This is a genomic window from Buttiauxella sp. S19-1 (genome assembly GCF_022134725.1).
Taxonomy (GTDB): domain Bacteria; phylum Pseudomonadota; class Gammaproteobacteria; order Enterobacterales; family Enterobacteriaceae; genus Buttiauxella; species Buttiauxella ferragutiae.
The window spans coordinates 1-16,775 of record NZ_JAHWLU010000108.1; the positions used below are offsets into that span (position 1 = coordinate 1).

At 47.4% G+C, this 16,775-nt stretch carries 12 protein-coding genes and 1 tRNA gene; 11 read left to right on the forward strand and 2 right to left on the reverse strand.

Annotated features, from left to right (window positions below; genetic code table 11):
• The first annotated feature begins 733 nt into the window (after positions 1 to 733).
• From phoH to chbG, 7 genes are all read left to right on the forward strand, one after another.
• Positions 734 to 1,522, forward strand: coding sequence for a phosphate starvation-inducible protein PhoH (gene phoH, locus MES37_RS19310; protein WP_202914377.1), 789 nt, complete (start codon positions 734 to 736; stop codon positions 1,520 to 1,522).
• A gap of 265 nt (positions 1,523 to 1,787) precedes the next feature.
• Positions 1,788 to 2,111, forward strand: coding sequence for a PTS sugar transporter subunit IIB (locus MES37_RS19315; protein WP_064548032.1), 324 nt, complete (start codon positions 1,788 to 1,790; stop codon positions 2,109 to 2,111).
• 88 nt (positions 2,112 to 2,199) lie between these two features.
• The gene (chbC, locus tag MES37_RS19320; RefSeq protein WP_121813918.1) at positions 2,200 to 3,558 is read left to right on the forward strand and encodes a PTS N,N'-diacetylchitobiose transporter subunit IIC; all 1,359 of its coding nucleotides are present in this window, start codon (positions 2,200 to 2,202) and stop codon (positions 3,556 to 3,558) included.
• 77 nt (positions 3,559 to 3,635) lie between these two features.
• Positions 3,636 to 3,983, forward strand: coding sequence for a PTS N,N'-diacetylchitobiose transporter subunit IIA (gene chbA / locus MES37_RS19325; RefSeq protein WP_064548027.1), 348 nt, complete (start codon positions 3,636 to 3,638; stop codon positions 3,981 to 3,983).
• Between the two features lie 13 nt (positions 3,984 to 3,996).
• Complete coding sequence (chbR, locus tag MES37_RS19330) at positions 3,997 to 4,833, forward strand: transcriptional regulator ChbR (protein WP_064548025.1); 837 nt, start codon at positions 3,997 to 3,999, stop codon at positions 4,831 to 4,833.
• Positions 4,834 to 4,970: 137 nt separating this feature from the next.
• Positions 4,971 to 6,314, forward strand: coding sequence for a 6-phospho-beta-glucosidase (locus tag MES37_RS19335; RefSeq protein ID WP_034494411.1), 1,344 nt, complete (start codon positions 4,971 to 4,973; stop codon positions 6,312 to 6,314).
• 45 nt (positions 6,315 to 6,359) lie between these two features.
• A complete protein-coding gene (gene chbG / locus MES37_RS19340) occupies positions 6,360 to 7,121 on the forward strand; it encodes a chitin disaccharide deacetylase (RefSeq protein WP_237932408.1) in 762 nt (253 codons plus the stop codon).
• 100 nt (positions 7,122 to 7,221) lie between these two features.
• Here chbG and MES37_RS19345 read toward each other — a convergent pair whose 3' ends face one another.
• Positions 7,222 to 7,839: a TetR family transcriptional regulator gene (locus tag MES37_RS19345; RefSeq protein ID WP_064548021.1), complete on the reverse strand. Its 618-nt coding sequence runs from the start codon at positions 7,837 to 7,839 to the stop codon at positions 7,222 to 7,224.
• 239 nt (positions 7,840 to 8,078) lie between these two features.
• Between MES37_RS19345 and MES37_RS19350 the strand changes: the two genes are divergently transcribed.
• The 3 genes from MES37_RS19350 to MES37_RS19360 all read left to right on the forward strand — a co-directional run bounded on the left by MES37_RS19350 (position 8,079) and on the right by MES37_RS19360 (position 15,551).
• Positions 8,079 to 11,189: an efflux RND transporter permease subunit gene (locus MES37_RS19350; RefSeq protein ID WP_064548019.1), complete on the forward strand. Its 3,111-nt coding sequence runs from the start codon at positions 8,079 to 8,081 to the stop codon at positions 11,187 to 11,189.
• An 82-nt stretch (positions 11,190 to 11,271) separates the two neighbouring features.
• Entirely contained in the window at positions 11,272 to 12,426 is a 1,155-nt protein-coding gene (locus tag MES37_RS19355; RefSeq protein WP_064548018.1) for an efflux RND transporter periplasmic adaptor subunit, read from the forward strand.
• 11 nt (positions 12,427 to 12,437) lie between these two features.
• Positions 12,438 to 15,551, forward strand: coding sequence for an efflux RND transporter permease subunit (locus MES37_RS19360; RefSeq protein ID WP_121813916.1), 3,114 nt, complete (start codon positions 12,438 to 12,440; stop codon positions 15,549 to 15,551).
• Between the two features lie 104 nt (positions 15,552 to 15,655).
• On the opposite strand, the gene MES37_RS19365 is transcribed toward MES37_RS19360, so the two are convergent.
• A tRNA-Ser gene (locus MES37_RS19365) sits at positions 15,656 to 15,743 on the reverse strand.
• Between the two features lie 449 nt (positions 15,744 to 16,192).
• On the opposite strand from MES37_RS19365, the gene MES37_RS19370 reads away from it, so the two are divergent.
• On the forward strand, positions 16,193 to 16,775 hold a 583-nt coding region (locus MES37_RS19370), incomplete at its 3' end, for an AraC family ligand binding domain-containing protein (protein WP_237932410.1).

The following is a 16,775-nucleotide window of genomic DNA, read 5'->3' on the forward strand; positions in this document are numbered from 1 at the left end:
GTTTACCGCTTTAGCGGCGATTGATTTGCCGGGCGCCTGGATTATCAAGGGGTTGGCGTTAACCCCTTGATACGTTCACCGTTTGCGGGAATTAAAGAGATAACTGAACACACGGGTGAACGGAAAATCAGCGAGGCTTACAGATCTCACCCTGACAAGATTGCCAGGGAGAGTTGTGTCTAAGAGACAGCTATCTTGCAAGAGGGCAATTCCTTCTCCTGCTAATGTTTCATTTGCTAACAATTCACACACCAGCTATTCATCCCCATTTCCTATGACTATGCGGCTGATATAAAAGTGTAATATTTCTGTGGCATAAATTGACTCAGCGCATGACGAAACGCTAATGTTGAATTAAAGTAAAATAAGTGTTGCATTTAAGATAAAATTTGATGTACTTAAAGCACGAGCGGTAGTTCCCGGCTGTGAATTTTAATCACAATGGAGACAGCGCATGGTAGGGTCCTGTACTGGACGATTAACGAGACATCTTACCCGCACCATCCAGCGCGGAGGCTTCTCCTCCGGCTTCGCTGTCTTCACCGCTAAAAACCCAAACTCCTTAACAACTCAAAGTGTCAACGATGCGCTAAGCGGCGTATTTCGTCTAACTGGTGCATCCTCTCAACCGGCAGTTCATGGCTTAAAAGGAAGCCAAACCTCATCCGTTAGTAAGCATAATCGCGTGACTGAAAGTGACGCGGGAAATGAAACCAACTGTAAGGTGCCATCCATGGGAAGACAGAAAGCAGTGATCAAAGCTCGTCGTGAAGCAAAACGTGTGCTGAGACGGGATTCGCGTAGCCACAAACAACGCGAAGAGGAATCGGTCACATCGCTTGTGCAGATGAGCGGCGTTGAATCTATCGGCATGGCCAGGGATTGCCGTGATAATTCACCAATAGCGGCGCGAAATGAGGCTCAACAGCACTATCTTAATGCCATCGAGAAAAAACAGCTGATATTCGCCACCGGCGAAGCGGGATGCGGCAAGACGTATATCAGTGCGGCAAAAGCCGCTGAGGCCCTGATACATAAGGATGTCGACAGGATTATTGTTACCCGCCCGGTCCTGCAAGCTGACGAAGATCTCGGCTTCTTACCCGGGGATATTTCGGAAAAATTCGCTCCTTATTTCCGCCCGGTGTATGACATCCTGGTGCGACGTTTAGGGTCGTCTTTCATGCAGTACTGTCTGCGTCCCGAAATCGGTAAAGTAGAAATCGCGCCGTTCGCCTATATGCGCGGACGTACCTTCGAAAATGCGGTGGTTATTCTGGATGAGGCGCAGAACGTCACCGCAGCGCAAATGAAGATGTTCTTAACGCGCCTTGGGGAAAACGTGACGGTGATCGTCAATGGCGATATCACGCAATGTGATTTACCACGTGGTGTTCAGTCCGGCCTGAGTGATGCGTTGGCACGTTTTGAAGAAGATGAAATGATCGGTGTCGTCCGATTTGGCAAACAAGATTGTGTGCGCTCAGCCCTTTGCCAGCGCACGTTGAATGCCTACGACTGATTTCTGGTGTGATAGATTCGTAAAGCCCAAACTCTGTTTGGGCTTTTTTCTTTGCGCGAATTATTTGCCCAAAATGTGAAGGGTATCAAAATGGATGGTCAAGGAGAGACAATTATAGGCTCCTCAAAATTATTCCCCGCCAGAATGTTGCCGTATACTCCTTACAACCAGACACAATCAGAACTTACCAATGATGATTTGCTTTTGCAGGTGTGGGGTGTGCTGATATCCGACATGCAGGCCATTGCAACGTGAGGAAACTATTATGACTAAAAAACGTATCTACCTATTTTGTTCTGCTGGAATGTCCACTTCATTACTGGTATCAAAAATGAAGGCGCAGGCAGAGAAGTACGAAGTACCCGTTGTTATTGAAGCCTGGCCTGAAACTCTGGCGGCGGAAAAAGGCAAGGATGCAGATTTGGTATTACTTGGACCACAAATCGCTTATATGCTTCCAGAAATTCAAAAAGTATTACCTGGTAAAACTGTCGAAGTTATTGATTCGGCAATGTACGGCAAAATTGATGGATTAGGCGTGCTGAAAGCAGCCGTCGCATCAATCAAGAAAGCAGCTGCTAATAGTTAATTTTTTACCTTTTGTTTTATTTTTCCGTCAAAGAACGACCTTACACAACCTGGCCGCAAGAAACTTGCGGCAATAAAGGAAATTCCAAATGAGTAAAGTCATTGATTCACTTGAAAAGATATTGCTTCCTTTCGCAGTGAAAATTGGGAAGCAACCGCACGTCAACGCAATTAAAAATGGTTTCATCAAATTAATGCCATTGACCCTTGCCGGGGCCATGTTTGTATTAATCAATAACGTCTTTCTGAGTTTTGGTGCCGGTTCCTTTTTCTATTCCTTAGGTATTCGTTTAGACCCCTCGACCATTGAAACCCTTAATGGGTTAAAAGCCATTGGCGGCAACGTATATAACGGTACGTTAGGTATTATGTCGCTAATGGCTCCTTTTTTCATTGGTATGGCACTTGCTGAAGAACGTAAAGTTGATCCACTTGCAGCCGGTTTATTATCCGTAGCGGCATTTATGACTGTGACTCCATATAGCGTAGGCGAAGCTTATGCGGTAGGGGCTAACTGGTTAGGTGGTCAGAATATTATTTCCGGTATTGTTATTGGCCTGGTCGTCGCGGAGCTATTTACTTTTGTTATCCGCCGCAATTGGGTTATTACTTTGCCTGATAGCGTACCGACTTCGGTATCGAGGTCATTCTCAGCATTAATTCCAGGTTTCCTGATCCTGTCTATTTTCGGGATTATTTCCTGGCTGCTGGCCAATCACGGTAGCAACTTCCACCAGATCATTATGGATTCCATCTCTACGCCGCTGGCGTCGATGGGTGCGGTAGTGGGCTGGGCGTACGTTATCTTCAACTCCCTGCTGTGGTTCTTCGGTGTGCATGGTTCACTGGCGCTGACCGCGCTGGACAACGGAATCATGACTCCGTGGGCGCTGGAAAACATCGCTCTCTACAACCAGTACGGTTCTGTACAGGCTGCGATTGATGCTGGCAAACAGTTCCACTTCTGGGCCAAACCAATGCTCGACTCCTACATCCTGTTGGGTGGTTCTGGTGCGACACTGGGTCTGATTATCGCCATCTTCATGGTTTCGCGCCGTGCAGATCACCGTCAGGTAGCGAAACTGGCACTGCCATCAGGCATCTTCCAGATTAACGAACCTATTCTGTTCGGTCTGCCAATCATCATGAACCCGGTTATGTTTATCCCGTTTGTCCTGGTTCAGCCGATTCTGGCAGCAATTACACTTGCGGCTTACTCACTGGGAATCATTCCACCGGTCACTAACCTGGCTCCGTGGACCATGCCTACCGGTTTGGGTGCCTTCTTCAACAGTAACGGTAGTATCGCAGCACTGTTAGTGGCTCTGTTTAACCTGGGTGTCGCGACATGTGTCTACATGCCATTCGTTATCCTGTCGAACAAAGCGCAGGCGGTGATTGAAGAAGAAGAAAGCGAAGAAGATATTGCTAACGCACTGAAATTCTAATCTTAAATTCTGAATAGTTTTGGTTGGGGATGGCCCCTGCGTCCCCAACCACTTTAAAAGTACCGGGAGAGATTTTGATGTTTAACTTAGATAACGCAGTAGATAACGAAGTCGATACTAACGATCTTGAAGAAGTGGTGATGGGCTTAATCATCAATTCCGGTCAGGCGCGAAGCCTGGCGTATGCAGCACTGAAAATCGCTAAAACGGGCGATTTCGAAAAAGCCTGGGAGTTGATGGGGCAGTCTCGTGAAGCACTGAACGAAGCCCACCTGGTGCAAACCAAACTGATTGAAGGTGACCAGGGCGAAGGCAAAACCAAAGTGAGTCTTGTACTGGTTCATGCGCAGGACCACCTGATGACCTCGATGCTGGCACGTGAGTTGGTGACAGAACTTATTGAGCTTCACGAAAAAATAAAATAAGTTGGAGTCCCTTATGCAGCCACCGGTAATCAGTATGGAAATCAACACGGCACGTGAGAGCCAACTTTTTGATGGTCAACATTTCCACATGTTCATCCACAACAAAGTTGAAAGTGTCTCCGGGCTGCACCAGCATGATTACTACGAATTTACGGTAGTGCTGACAGGGCGTTATTACCAGGAAATCAACGGTAAACGCGTGCTGCTGGAAAGAGGAAGTTTTGTTTTTATTCCACTCGGTTCTTACCATCAAAGCTTTTATGATTTTGGTGCGACGCGAATCCTGAATGTCGGTATCAGCAAAGCTTTTTTTGAACAGCACTATTTACCGTTATTTCCAGCTTATTTTATTGCCTCACAGGTTTATCAGATTAAGAATGAATTTCTGACTTATATCGAATCTGTTACGGCATCATTAAACTTCCGACAAGGTGAGTTTAATGAGTTTCTGGAAATGGTGACGTTTTATATTGTTAATCGTCTGCGCCATCACAAAGAATCAGAGTCAGGGGGGGATATTCCTGTCTGGTTGAAAAACACTGTCGAGCAGATGCACGGTAAGTCAATGTTTGGTGATAAAGCATTAGTTAATATGGTGGAGTTGGCCGGTAAGTCGCAAGAATATCTAACCCGTGCCACGCAACGCCATTACGGCAAAACGCCGATGCAGATCATCAATGAGATAAGAATTAATTTTGCCAAGAAGCAACTGGAGATTACCAACTATTCCGTCACCGATATTGCTTTCGAGTCAGGTTATAGTAGTGCCAGTATGTTTATCAAAAACTTTAAAAAGTTAACGTCGTTTACACCTCAGCATTATCGGAAGCAGTTATACAGCATTAAGTGATTATATTAATAACCTGTGAATGTATTAGTGAGGGTTGATAACTATATCCAATATGACAATCGTCGGATATAACCCTCAATAATACATCTATATCGCTGTCTTAATTTACAGTGCAATAAACTTGTACCGGAGTCCTCATGAGTAAAAAATTGAAAGTCGTTACAATCGGTGGTGGTAGCAGCTATACCCCTGAATTACTCGAAGGTTTTATTAAACGTTACGAAGAATTGCCGATTACTGAATTATGGCTGGTCGATGTTGAAGCTGGTAAAGAGAAACAAGATATTATCTTTGATCTTTGCTTGCGTATGATTGAACGCGCTGCTGTGCCGATTGCGCTGTATAAAACGCTCGACCGCCGTGAAGCGCTAGTAGACGCCGACTTTGTCACTACCCAATTGCGTGTTGGCCAATTGAAAGCCCGTGAACTGGATGAGCGCATCCCGCTAAGTTATGGCTATTTGGGCCAGGAAACTAACGGTGCCGGTGGTCTGTTTAAAGGCCTGCGTACTATTCCGGTCATTTTCGACATCATTAATGATGTGAAAGAAATTTGTCCGGATGCCTGGGTGATTAACTTCACCAACCCAGCCGGTATGGTGACTGAAGCGGTTTATCGCCACACAGATTTCAAGAAATTCATTGGCGTGTGTAACATTCCGGTGGGCATGAAGATGTTCATTAAAGATGTGTTAAAACTCGCGCCAACCGATGAATTGAATATCGACTTGTTCGGTCTGAACCACATGGTGTTCATCAAAGATGTCATCGTTAATGGCACTTCTCGCTTTGATGAACTGCTTGATGGTGTGGCGTCAGGTACGCTTACCGCAGGTTCGGTGAAAAATATCTTTGATCTGCCATTCAGTGAAGGTCTGATTCGTTCTCTGCGTCTGCTTCCGTGCTCTTATTTGCTCTACTACTTCAAGCAAAAAGAGATGCTGGCTATCGAAATGGGCGAGTTCTATAAAGGCGGCGCGCGCGCTACTGTCGTCCAGAAAGTCGAGAAACAACTGTTCGAACTGTACAAAGATCCGGCTCTGAATGTGAAGCCAAAAGAGCTGGAATTGCGCGGTGGGGCTTACTACTCTGACGCCGCTTGCGAAGTGATTAGCGACATTTACAACGACAAGCAAAGTGAGCATTACGTCAACGTACCGCATCACGGTCATGTGGATAATATTCCGGCTGACTGGGCGGTAGAAATGACCTGCACTATCGGTCGCGATGGCGCAACACCCACTCCACGCATCACGCATTTTGATGAGAAAGTGCTGGGTCTGATTTACACCATCAAAGGCTTTGAAGTCGCAGCAAGCGAAGCGGCACTTAGCGGTAACTTTAACGACGTGCTGCTGGCACTGAATTTAAGCCCGCTTATCCACTCAGATAAAGACGCAGAGAAAATTGCCCGCGACCTGTTGCTTGCGCACGAAGCAAATCTGCCAAACTTTGCGCAGGCAATTGCTGCACTTAAATAACCGGAGGCCTTCCCTGAATGGGGAAGGCAGCTTACCGAGGCGACAATGGATAAGTTATTAATTGTTAACGCGGACGATTTTGGGCTGTGTAAAGCGCAAAATTACGGAATTATCGATGCTTTCACCAATGGCGTGGTGACGTCGACCACCGCGATGGTTAACGGCCAGGGGATTGAACACGCCGTTGCGCTAAGCGCAAAACATCCTGGTCTGGCGATTGGTATGCACTTTGTGCTGACTTTAGGCCGTCCGCTGTCTGCCATGCCGGGGCTGGTGGATGAGAAGGGTGAATTGGGCAAATGGATTTGGCAACGCGCTGAGGAAGGCACGTTGCCGCTGGCGGAAATTGAACATGAACTGGCTTGCCAGTTTGCGAAATTCGTCGAGTTATTTGGCCGCAAACCTGCGCATATCGATAGCCATCATCATGTGCATATGATTCCGCAAATCTACCCAATTGTTGAAGCATTCGCGAAGGCGAAAGGCATTCCGCTGCGCTTTGACTATGATGCCGCTAAAGCCGATGGGCTGGAGCCGCTGGGTGTAAAAACCACTCAGGGCTTTGACAGTGGTTTTTATGGTGACTCGATATCCGAAATGCTATTTCTCGACACCCTCGATCGGGCTATGGCGCGCGGTGAGCTGTCGCTTGAAGTGATGTGCCACCCTTCATTTATCGATAACACTATTCTGGCCAGCAAATATTGCTACCCACGTCTGGCTGAACTGGATGTATTAACTTCTGCTTCACTTAAATATGCGATAGCGGAACGCGGCTATCGGTTAGGGTCGTTCAAGGATTTGTAAGACTTTCTGTTGTTGGATGACGCTACGCTTATCCACCCTACAAAACGTAGGTTGGATAAGCGTAGCGTCATCCAACAGTTATCACCTTTTTATCACCCATTCAGGCAGATTTTCTCAGCATCACCAACAGGTTGTCGGCGATTTCTGGGGCTTGTTCATTAAGATTAAGATTCTCCGGTCGCATCAGCCAGTTTTTGACAATACCACTGAGATAACCGTGAATAATGGTAATCATGAGTTCTATATTGGTATTAACAGGAATTAACCCTTTTGATATACAATTGCGCAATAACTTTTTCATTCTTTCCCGATTAAACCAAATACGCTCCCTTATTTCCCGCTCGGAATACATCTCCCCATTAAATTCGCACGAATGGTAAAGAATTTGTAGTAACTCACGCTGGCGATGATCGGTTGAAATGAATTTTAATGTTTCAATGATGATTTCACGGAATAATTGTAAATCGTTGTCATGAGTTTGTGTTTTGAGTTTACGTCTTATTTCCAGTGCAAAACTGGATTGAAGATTCCAGATTTCATTAAACAGTGACACTTTGCTGTCAAAGTGCCAGTAAATCGCGCCACGCGTCATGCCAGCCGCATCAGCAATGTCTGCCAGTGTTGTTGTCGAAACGCCTTTTTTAGCAAATAGTGTGATCGCGACATCAATTAAATGTTGACGTGTTTTTAACGCTTCTGATTTTGTTTTTCTTGCCATGATAAATTAACTCTTTGTGGATATTAGTTACAAGAATTAACATGTTTAACGATTTGTTTTTCTATTAGTAGAGATTCAGGTAAAAAGCGAAATTATTGTGTGCTTTAATTTTTTCGAAGTCCAGTCCAGGAATATAAGTTTATACATACACGCATGAATCATTAATCTTAATAGCCTCTGTTAAGCTTCCGGTCACTATATCCGTCACAGAATTAGACCTTTAACAGAGAACTCTTCACATGGCGAAGTTTTTTATCGAGCGCCCCATATTTGCCTGGGTGTTGGCGATCATTTTGATGCTGGCTGGCGTGCTGTCCATCATTAATTTGCCAGTGGCGCAGTACCCGACAATCGCCCCTCCAGCTGTTGCCATTAATGCAACCTATCCGGGGGCGGACGCCAGTACCGTTCAGGATACAGTGACCCAGGTTATCGAACAGAACATGAACGGCCTGGATAACCTGATGTACATGTCCTCAACCAGCGATGCCTCGGGTAGCGTGACGGTGAGCCTGACCTTTAAGTCAGGTACCGATCCGGATATCGCTCAGGTACAGGTACAAAATAAACTTCAGCTCGCCATGCCTTTGTTGCCACAGGAAGTCCAGCAACAGGGGATCAGTGTTAAAAAATCCTCCAGCAGTTTCCTGATGGTGGCTGGGTTTATCTCACAAGATGGCAGCATGAGTCAGGACGATATTGCCGACTATATTTCTTCTAATATCAAAGACCCGATCAGCCGTACCGCAGGGGTTGGCGATGTGCAGCTTTTTGGTGCGCAGTATGCGATGCGGATCTGGCTCGATCCTAATCAGTTGAATAAATACCAGTTAACCACGCTAGATGTGATTAACCAGATTAGAACTCAGAATGCACAGGTTGCTGCCGGGCAACTTGGCGGAACGCCCGCCATTGCAGACCAACAACTCAATGCTTCTATTATTGCCCAAACCCGTCTGCGCGATCCGGAACAGTTTGGCCACATTTTACTTAAAGTGCAGCCGAATGGTGCCAGGGTTGAACTGCACGATGTCGGGCGGATTGAACTAGGCGGCGAAAACTATAACGTGATCGCCCGCTACAATGGCAAACCTGCCGCCGGTCTGGGGATTAAATTAGCCACTGGCGCTAACGCGCTGGATACCGCCAAAGCGGTGCAGACGCAAATGGCTAAACTTCAAAGTTACTTCCCACACGGTTTGAACGTTGTCTATACCTACGACACCACGCCATTCGTCAAAATCTCCATTCGCGAAGTGTTCAAAACTCTGCTCGAAGCTATCTTGCTGGTGTTCCTGGTAATGTATCTGTTTTTACAGAACTTCCGCGCTACGCTTATCCCGACTATTGCCGTGCCGGTGGTGTTGTTGGGGACCTTTTCCATTCTGGCCGCGTTTGGTTATTCGATAAACACACTGACGATGTTTGGCATGGTGCTGGCGATAGGCTTGTTGGTGGATGATGCCATTGTGGTGGTAGAAAACGTCGAACGCGTGATGGTGGAAGAGGGGCTTTCACCGAAAGAAGCGACACAAAAATCAATGGGGCAAATACAGGGCGCGCTGGTGGGGATTGCCATGGTGCTGTCGGCAGTATTTATCCCAATGGCCTTTTTCGGCGGCTCTACAGGCGTTATCTATCGCCAGTTCTCGATAACAATTGTCTCGGCGATGGCGCTTTCGGTTTTAGTCGCGCTAATTCTGACACCGGCCCTGTGTGCCACCTTGCTCAAACCGGTTGCTAAAGGCAGTCATGGTAAAACCACTGGGTTCTTCGGCTGGTTTAACGCTCGCTTTGAACAAAGCACCAATCATTATACCGACAGCGTAAAGCTGATCTTGCGCCGCACCGGGCGCTACATGCTGCTTTATGTCCTGATTGTAGTCGGAATGGCGGTATTGTTCATGCGCTTACCTACGTCATTTTTACCCGAAGAAGACCAGGGGGTGTTCCTGACTATGGTGACGTTGCCTGCCGGGGCAACACAAGCCAGAACCGAAAAAATCATGGATCAGATAACCCAATACTATCTGACCAAAGAATCCGCAAACGTTGATTCGGTATTTACCGTTAACGGCTTTAGTTTCAGCGGTAAAGGTCAGAACAATGGTCTGGCTTTTGTGCGCCTGAAAGACTGGGATAAACGCCCTGGCAAAGAGAATGAAGTGGGGGCGATTGTCGGGCGTGCCACTCGTGAATTTAGCAAAATCCACGATGGCATGGTTTTCGCCTTCAACCTACCTGCGATTACCGAGCTGGGAACCGCCACCGGTTTTGACTTTGAGTTAATCGACCAGGCGAGCCTTGGGCATAAAGCGCTGACCGAGGCGCGAAACCAGTTGCTGGCATCTATCGCAAAACGTCCGGATATGCTGGTTCGTATTCGCCCGAACGGGCTGGAAGATACCCCGCAATTTAAGCTGGAAGTCGATCAGGAGAAAGCCCAGTCGCTGGGGGTGAGCATTTCCGATATTAACCAGACGATCGCTACCGGCCTCGGCAGTACCTACGTTAATGACTTTATTGATAGCGGGCGAGTGAAGAAAGTTTACCTGCAAGGGCGTGCGGAGAACCGCATGTTACCGCAGGACATTAACAGTTGGTTCGTGCGTGGGAGCAGTGGGCAAATGGTGCCATTCTCTTCATTTGCCAGCGCGCACTGGATTTATGGTTCTCCACGCCTCGAACGTTACAACGGTCTGCCTTCTATGGAAATTCTCGGTGAAGCCACACCGGGTAAAAGTACTGGTGAAGCGATGCTGCTAATGGAAGATCTTGCGGCGAAACTCCCCACTGGAATCGGTTTTGACTGGACGGGAATGTCTTATCAAGAACGTCTATCTGGCAACCAGGCTCCGGCGTTGTACGCCATCTCATTATTAGTCGTCTTCTTGTGCCTCGCTGCACTCTATGAAAGCTGGTCGATCCCTTTCTCAGTCATGCTGGTTGTACCGCTTGGTGTGGTCGGTGCACTGCTGGCCGCCGCGCTGCGTGGTTTGAACAATGACGTCTACTTCCAGGTTGGGTTACTGACCACTATCGGGCTGTCGGCGAAGAACGCGATTCTTATCGTCGAGTTTGCCAAAGACCTGATGGACAAAGAAGGCAAAGGGTTAATTGAAGCCACGCTCGATGCGGTACGCATGCGCCTGCGCCCCATTCTGATGACTTCGCTGGCCTTTATGCTGGGCGTGATGCCGCTGGTTATCAGCGATGGCGCGGGAAGTGGTGCGCAAAATGCCGTGGGCACTGGCGTGATGGGCGGCATGGTTTCTGCCACGCTGCTGGCGATCTTTTTTGTCCCGGTATTTTTCGTCGTGATAAGTCGCCGTTTTGGTAAGGCGAAATAACAGGATTTCATTGTCAGGGGCGCTTTTCTTTGCCCCCGGACTGCAAGTTTTTACTTCAAGAATCATGCTTTAAGGAATCGTAATGAAGAAATATGGCAAGTTCATCATCCTGCCTTCGGTACTTCTGGTCGCAGCGGGAATTCTGGCGGGTTGTAATGATAAAGGCGACGAAAAGGCTGCATTGCCTGCGCCGCAGGTCAATGTCTATATCGCTAAAGCGGCTCCGTTGGCGGTGACGACTGAACTTCCTGGGCGTACTGACGCGTTCCGCGTGGCGGAAGTTCGTCCGCAAGTCAGTGGCATCATCCTGAAGCGCAATTTTGTCGAAGGCAGCGATATTGTTGCGGGAAACTCTCTCTACCAGATTGATCCTGCTCCTTACCAGGCTGCATGGAACAGTGCGCAAGGGGCGCTCGCTAAAGCAAAAGCCGCTGCGAATATTGCGCATCTGACGGTGAAACGTTATGTGCCATTGCTTGGCACCAATTACATCAGCAAACAGGAATACGATCAGGCAGTCGCAACCGCTCAGCAAGCTGATGCAGAAGTGAAAGCGGCGCAAGCGGATGTAGAAAATGCGCGGATTAATCTCGCCTATACCAAAGTTTCTTCTCCTATCGACGGGCGCATTGGTAAGTCGAATGTCACCGAAGGGGCGCTGGTCACTAATGGTCAGGCTTCTTCATTGGCAACGGTTCAACAGCTTGACCCGATTTATGTCGATGTCACGCAATCCAGCAATGACTTTATGCAGTTAAAGCAGTCGGTTGAGCAGGGTAGCCTGCAGAAAGCTAATGGAAAAACTGCGGTGCAACTGCTGATGGAAGATGGCCAGCTTTACCCGATAAACGGCGAGCTGGAGTTTTCTGATGTGACGGTCGATCAAACCACCGGTTCCATTACTTTACGTGCCGTATTCCCGAATCCGCAGCACCAGTTACTGCCGGGTATGTATGTGCGCGCAAAAATTGACGAAGGCATTAAGCCGGACGCGATTTTAGTGCCGCAACAAGGTGTGACGCGTAATCCTCGCGGTGACGCCACCGTGATGGTGGTTGATCAGAATAACAAAGCAGAAGTCCGCGAAGTGACCGCACCTCAGGCGATTGGAGATCAATGGCTGGTGACAAAAGGCATTAAGCCTGGTGAGAAAATCATCGTTAGTGGGCTTCAACGCGTTCGTCCCGGTGTTGCTGTACAGGTGGTACAGGATAGCGCTGCTACCCAAACACGCTAAGGTTCTGGAAAATGGCTAATTTTTTTATTGAACGACCAATATTTGCCTGGGTGCTGGCGATCATTTTGATGATTGCTGGCGCGCTTGCGATATTACAACTCCCGGTCGCGCAGTATCCGACGATTGCACCTCCGGCGGTTGCGGTAACGGCAACCTATCCGGGTGCGGATGCGCAAACGGTGCAGGACACAGTGACGCAGGTTATCGAACAGAATATGAACGGTATCGATAACCTGATGTACATGTCTTCTACCAGTGACTCCGCTGGTGGCGTGACGATCACCTTGACCTTTAAATCAGGCACCAGCCCGGATATTGCCCAGGTTCAGGTGCAAAATAAACTGCAACTGGCGATGCCGTTATTACCGCAAGAAGTGCAGCAGCAGGGCATTAGCGTTGAAAAGTCCTCCAGCAGCTTTTTACTGGTGGCGGGCTTTATCTCTGACAACCCAAGCCTGACCCAGGATGACATTTCCGATTATGTGGCGTCGAATCTCAAAGATGCTATCAGCCGGACCAACGGGGTTGGCGATGTGCAGTTGTTTGGTGCGCAGTATGCGATGCGTATCTGGCTGGATACGGGGGCGTTGAACAAATACCAGCTCAACCCGGGCGATGTGGTGAATCAGTTAAAACTGCAGAACGACCAGGTTGCTGCGGGGCAACTCGGTGGCACGCCTGCAGTGAAAAACCAGCAGCTTAACGCCTCGATTATTGCCCAGACGCGTCTGCGTGACCCGGAACAGTTCGGCAAAGTGACGCTGAAAGTGAATCCGGATGGCTCGGTGGTGCATTTAAGTGATGTCGCCCGTATTGAGCTAGGGGGGGAAAACTACAACACAGTGGCGAAAATTAATGGGCAGGCCGCTGCTGGTTTGGGTATTAAGCTGGCGACAGGTGCAAATGCGCTGGATACCGCTGAAGGGATCAAAGCGAAATTGGTCTCGCTACAACCTTTTTTCCCGCAAGGGATGAAAGTGGTTTACCCGTACGACACTACACCGTTTGTGAAAATCTCCATTCATGAAGTGGTGAAAACGTTGTTCGAAGCCATCATCCTGGTATTCCTGGTGATGTATTTGTTCCTGCAAAACTTCCGTGCGACCTTAATCCCAACGATTGCAGTACCGGTGGTGTTACTGGGGACATTTGCAGTTTTATCCGCGTTTGGCTACTCGATAAACACGCTCACCATGTTTGGTATGGTGCTGGCGATCGGCCTGTTGGTAGATGATGCGATTGTGGTGGTGGAAAACGTCGAACGCGTGATGGTTGAAGAGCATCTCTCGCCAAAAGAAGCCACTAAGAAGTCGATGAGCCAGATTCAAGGGGCGCTGGTCGGGATCGCGATGGTATTGTCGGCGGTCTTTATTCCGATGGCTTTCTTTGGCGGTTCGACCGGCGCTATTTATCGCCAGTTCTCGATTACCATCGTTTCAGCCATGGCGCTGTCGGTACTGGTGGCACTGATCCTTACTCCGGCATTGTGTGCCACATTGCTAAAACCGGTTACTGCCGAAACGCATCACAAAACGGGCTTTTTTGGCTGGTTTAACGAAAAGTTTAATCACAGCACCAATCACTACACCAACAGTGTCAGCAACATTTTGCGTAATACTGGGCGCTATCTGCTGCTGTATCTGATTATTGTTGCCGGTATGGCGTTTCTGTTTCTGCGCTTGCCGACCTCATTCTTGCCCGAGGAGGATCAGGGCGTGTTTATGACGATGGTGCAATTACCTGCGGGGGCAACCCAGGAAAGAACGCAGAAAGTGCTCGATCAGATTACTGACTATTATCTTGGTACCGAAAAAGCCAATGTTGAATCGGTATTTACCGTAAACGGTTTTAGCTTCAGTGGGCAGGGGCAAAACTCCGGGATTGCATTTATTAGCCTGAAACCGTGGGATGAAAGATCCGGCAAGGAGAATGCGGTTGGCGCCATCGTTGAACGTGCGACCAAAGCGTTCGGCAAAATTCGTGATGGCATGATATTCCCGTTTAACTTACCCGCCATCATGGAACTGGGTACCGCCACAGGTTTTGACTTTGAACTGATTGACCAGGCAAACCTTGGGCACCAGCAACTGACTGAATCGCGTAACCAACTGATGGGCATGGTGGCAAAACATCCTGATATCCTCACTCGTGTTCGTGCGAATGGGCTGGAAGATACTCCACAGTACAAACTGGAAATCGACCAGGAAAAAGCACAGTCACTCGGTGTAAGCATTACGGATATCAACCAGACCATTGCTAGTGCATTGGGCGGCACTTACGTGAACGATTTTATCGATCATGGCCGTGTGAAGAAGGTTTATGTGCAGGCTGATGCCCGTTTCCGCATGCTGCCTAAGGACATCAATAACCTTTATGTTCGCGGTAGCAGCGGGCAAATGGTACCGCTTTCAGCATTCTCTTCATCTCACTGGATGTACGGTTCACCACGTCTGGAGCGTTATAACGGTTTGCCATCAATGGAAATATTAGGCGAGGCTGCTCCGGGTAAAAGTACCGGTGACGCGATGATACTGATGGAACAACTGGCATCTCAATTACCGTCCGGTATCGGCTATGACTGGACCGGAATGTCGTATCAGGAAAGGCTTTCTGGAAACCAGGCACCTGCACTCTACGCTATCTCTTTGGTGGTGGTGTTCTTGTGCCTCGCAGCACTTTATGAAAGCTGGTCGATACCGTTCTCGGTGATGCTGGTGGTGCCACTTGGCGTTTTTGGGGCACTGTTAGCGGCGGCAATGCGCGGCATGAATAATGACGTCTATTTCCAGGTCGGGTTGCTGACGACGATTGGGCTATCAGCGAAGAACGCGATACTGATTGTTGAATTCGCCAAAGACTTGATGGAAAAAGAGGGTAAAGGGTTAATGGAAGCCACGCTGGATGCAGTGCGAATGCGTTTACGCCCAATCCTGATGACATCATTAGCGTTTATTTTAGGGGTGATGCCTTTGGTTCTTAGCCGTGGTGCCGGTAGTGGTGCGCAGAACGCGGTTGGGACCGGCGTGATGGGAGGGATGCTATCCGCAACCCTGTTGGCTATCTTCTTCGTACCGGTGTTCTTTGTGGTGATACGAGAGCGATTTAGCAAAGGTAACACTGACTAACATGTAAAAGCCCGAACTTAGGTTCGGGTTTTTTTATCCGACAAAACCACAAACTACAGACGAAAAAAAAGTCTGAACGTGAATTCAGACTTTCTCTTTAAATATGGCGGTGAGAGAGGGGTTCGAACCCTCGATACGTTGCCGTATACACACTTTCCAGGCGTGCTCCTTCAGCCACTCGGACACCTCACCGTTTTGTTTTTGTTGCCAACTTCTGGGGGCAACGGGGCGCTACTATAGGGATTCAACCTCATTCGGTCAAGTTTAATCTTTGGTTTATGTACCGTTCGGTTAAGGTGTGAACGATGATTGAGAATGAGGTGAATAAAACGCCAGCATAGATGCTGAAGGTAACTCTAACATCTGAAAGATGCCCTTTTCGTACCGCGAACAGTATGTGGATGATTGGTTTCTCAAGAGGGGGTGGTAAGCGCGGTGAATTCGTTTAATTTTAGATAAAGTTTTAAATGTGTGATCTGTATATTGAAATGTCCCAATGAGCATATCTTTAAACCCAGGAGTGATATTTTTTTGTTGAATAAAAGCCCGTAGTATATAAAGTATTCTAATGCTTGAAAGCCGTAAATAAATGTAATTGGACAAGTTAATTTTCTATATTCAATATGTTGAAAAGATGAGAAATGGAAAACAGACATAAATATCAGATTAAAGTCCCATTTATTGAACCACTTGAGAGTTCTTCAAAAACAACGGCATCCGTGAACTATTCAAAAGCGCTTGGAAATAGTGGTAGTTGGATTGGGTGTGGTTATATTGACAGAGAAGGAAAAACAAAAAAACATATCAATGTAACGTTCCCTTACTTCTCATTAGTCCTTGTTATAGAAGGTAAGGGTACTTATGTTGACTCTCAGGATCAGTTGCATCATTTGAAGAAAGGTTCTGTTTTTTTAAGAAAACCAGAATACAAACACTCCAGTCATTGCGAAAGCCAGCCATCCTGGAAGGAATATTATTTAGACTGTGATCTAAACTTATATAAACACTTGTCATCATTTTTACTGCCTGACAACAAGAAAGTTGTTTATCAAACTTCATGCCCATTAGAAATTATTGATAATTTTACCAGTTTTATGGAGTTTATCAAAAAAGCAAGTGAATTGGATATGCCAAGTGTTTATATAAAATTCATAGAGTTACTGAATAGTATATTTAATAAAACACCAGCTTTCCATGCGCAATATGAAAATGAAAGTATTAATC

Excerpts from the sequence above, each read along its gene's own strand:
- phoH (WP_202914377.1), top strand. The coding sequence starts at position 734 with ATGGGAAGACAGAAAGCAGTGATCAAAGCTCGTCGTGAAGCAAAACGT.
- MES37_RS19315 (WP_064548032.1), top strand. The coding sequence starts at position 1,788 with ATGACTAAAAAACGTATCTACCTATTTTGTTCTGCTGGAATGTCCACT.
- chbC (WP_121813918.1), top strand. The coding sequence starts at position 2,200 with ATGAGTAAAGTCATTGATTCACTTGAAAAGATATTGCTTCCTTTCGCA.
- chbA (WP_064548027.1), top strand. The coding sequence starts at position 3,636 with ATGTTTAACTTAGATAACGCAGTAGATAACGAAGTCGATACTAACGAT.
- chbR (WP_064548025.1), top strand. The coding sequence starts at position 3,997 with ATGCAGCCACCGGTAATCAGTATGGAAATCAACACGGCACGTGAGAGC.
- MES37_RS19335 (WP_034494411.1), top strand. The coding sequence starts at position 4,971 with ATGAGTAAAAAATTGAAAGTCGTTACAATCGGTGGTGGTAGCAGCTAT.
- chbG (WP_237932408.1), top strand. The coding sequence starts at position 6,360 with ATGGATAAGTTATTAATTGTTAACGCGGACGATTTTGGGCTGTGTAAA.
- MES37_RS19345 (WP_064548021.1), bottom strand. The coding sequence starts at position 7,839 with ATGGCAAGAAAAACAAAATCAGAAGCGTTAAAAACACGTCAACATTTA.
- MES37_RS19350 (WP_064548019.1), top strand. The coding sequence starts at position 8,079 with ATGGCGAAGTTTTTTATCGAGCGCCCCATATTTGCCTGGGTGTTGGCG.
- MES37_RS19355 (WP_064548018.1), top strand. The coding sequence starts at position 11,272 with ATGAAGAAATATGGCAAGTTCATCATCCTGCCTTCGGTACTTCTGGTC.
- MES37_RS19360 (WP_121813916.1), top strand. The coding sequence starts at position 12,438 with ATGGCTAATTTTTTTATTGAACGACCAATATTTGCCTGGGTGCTGGCG.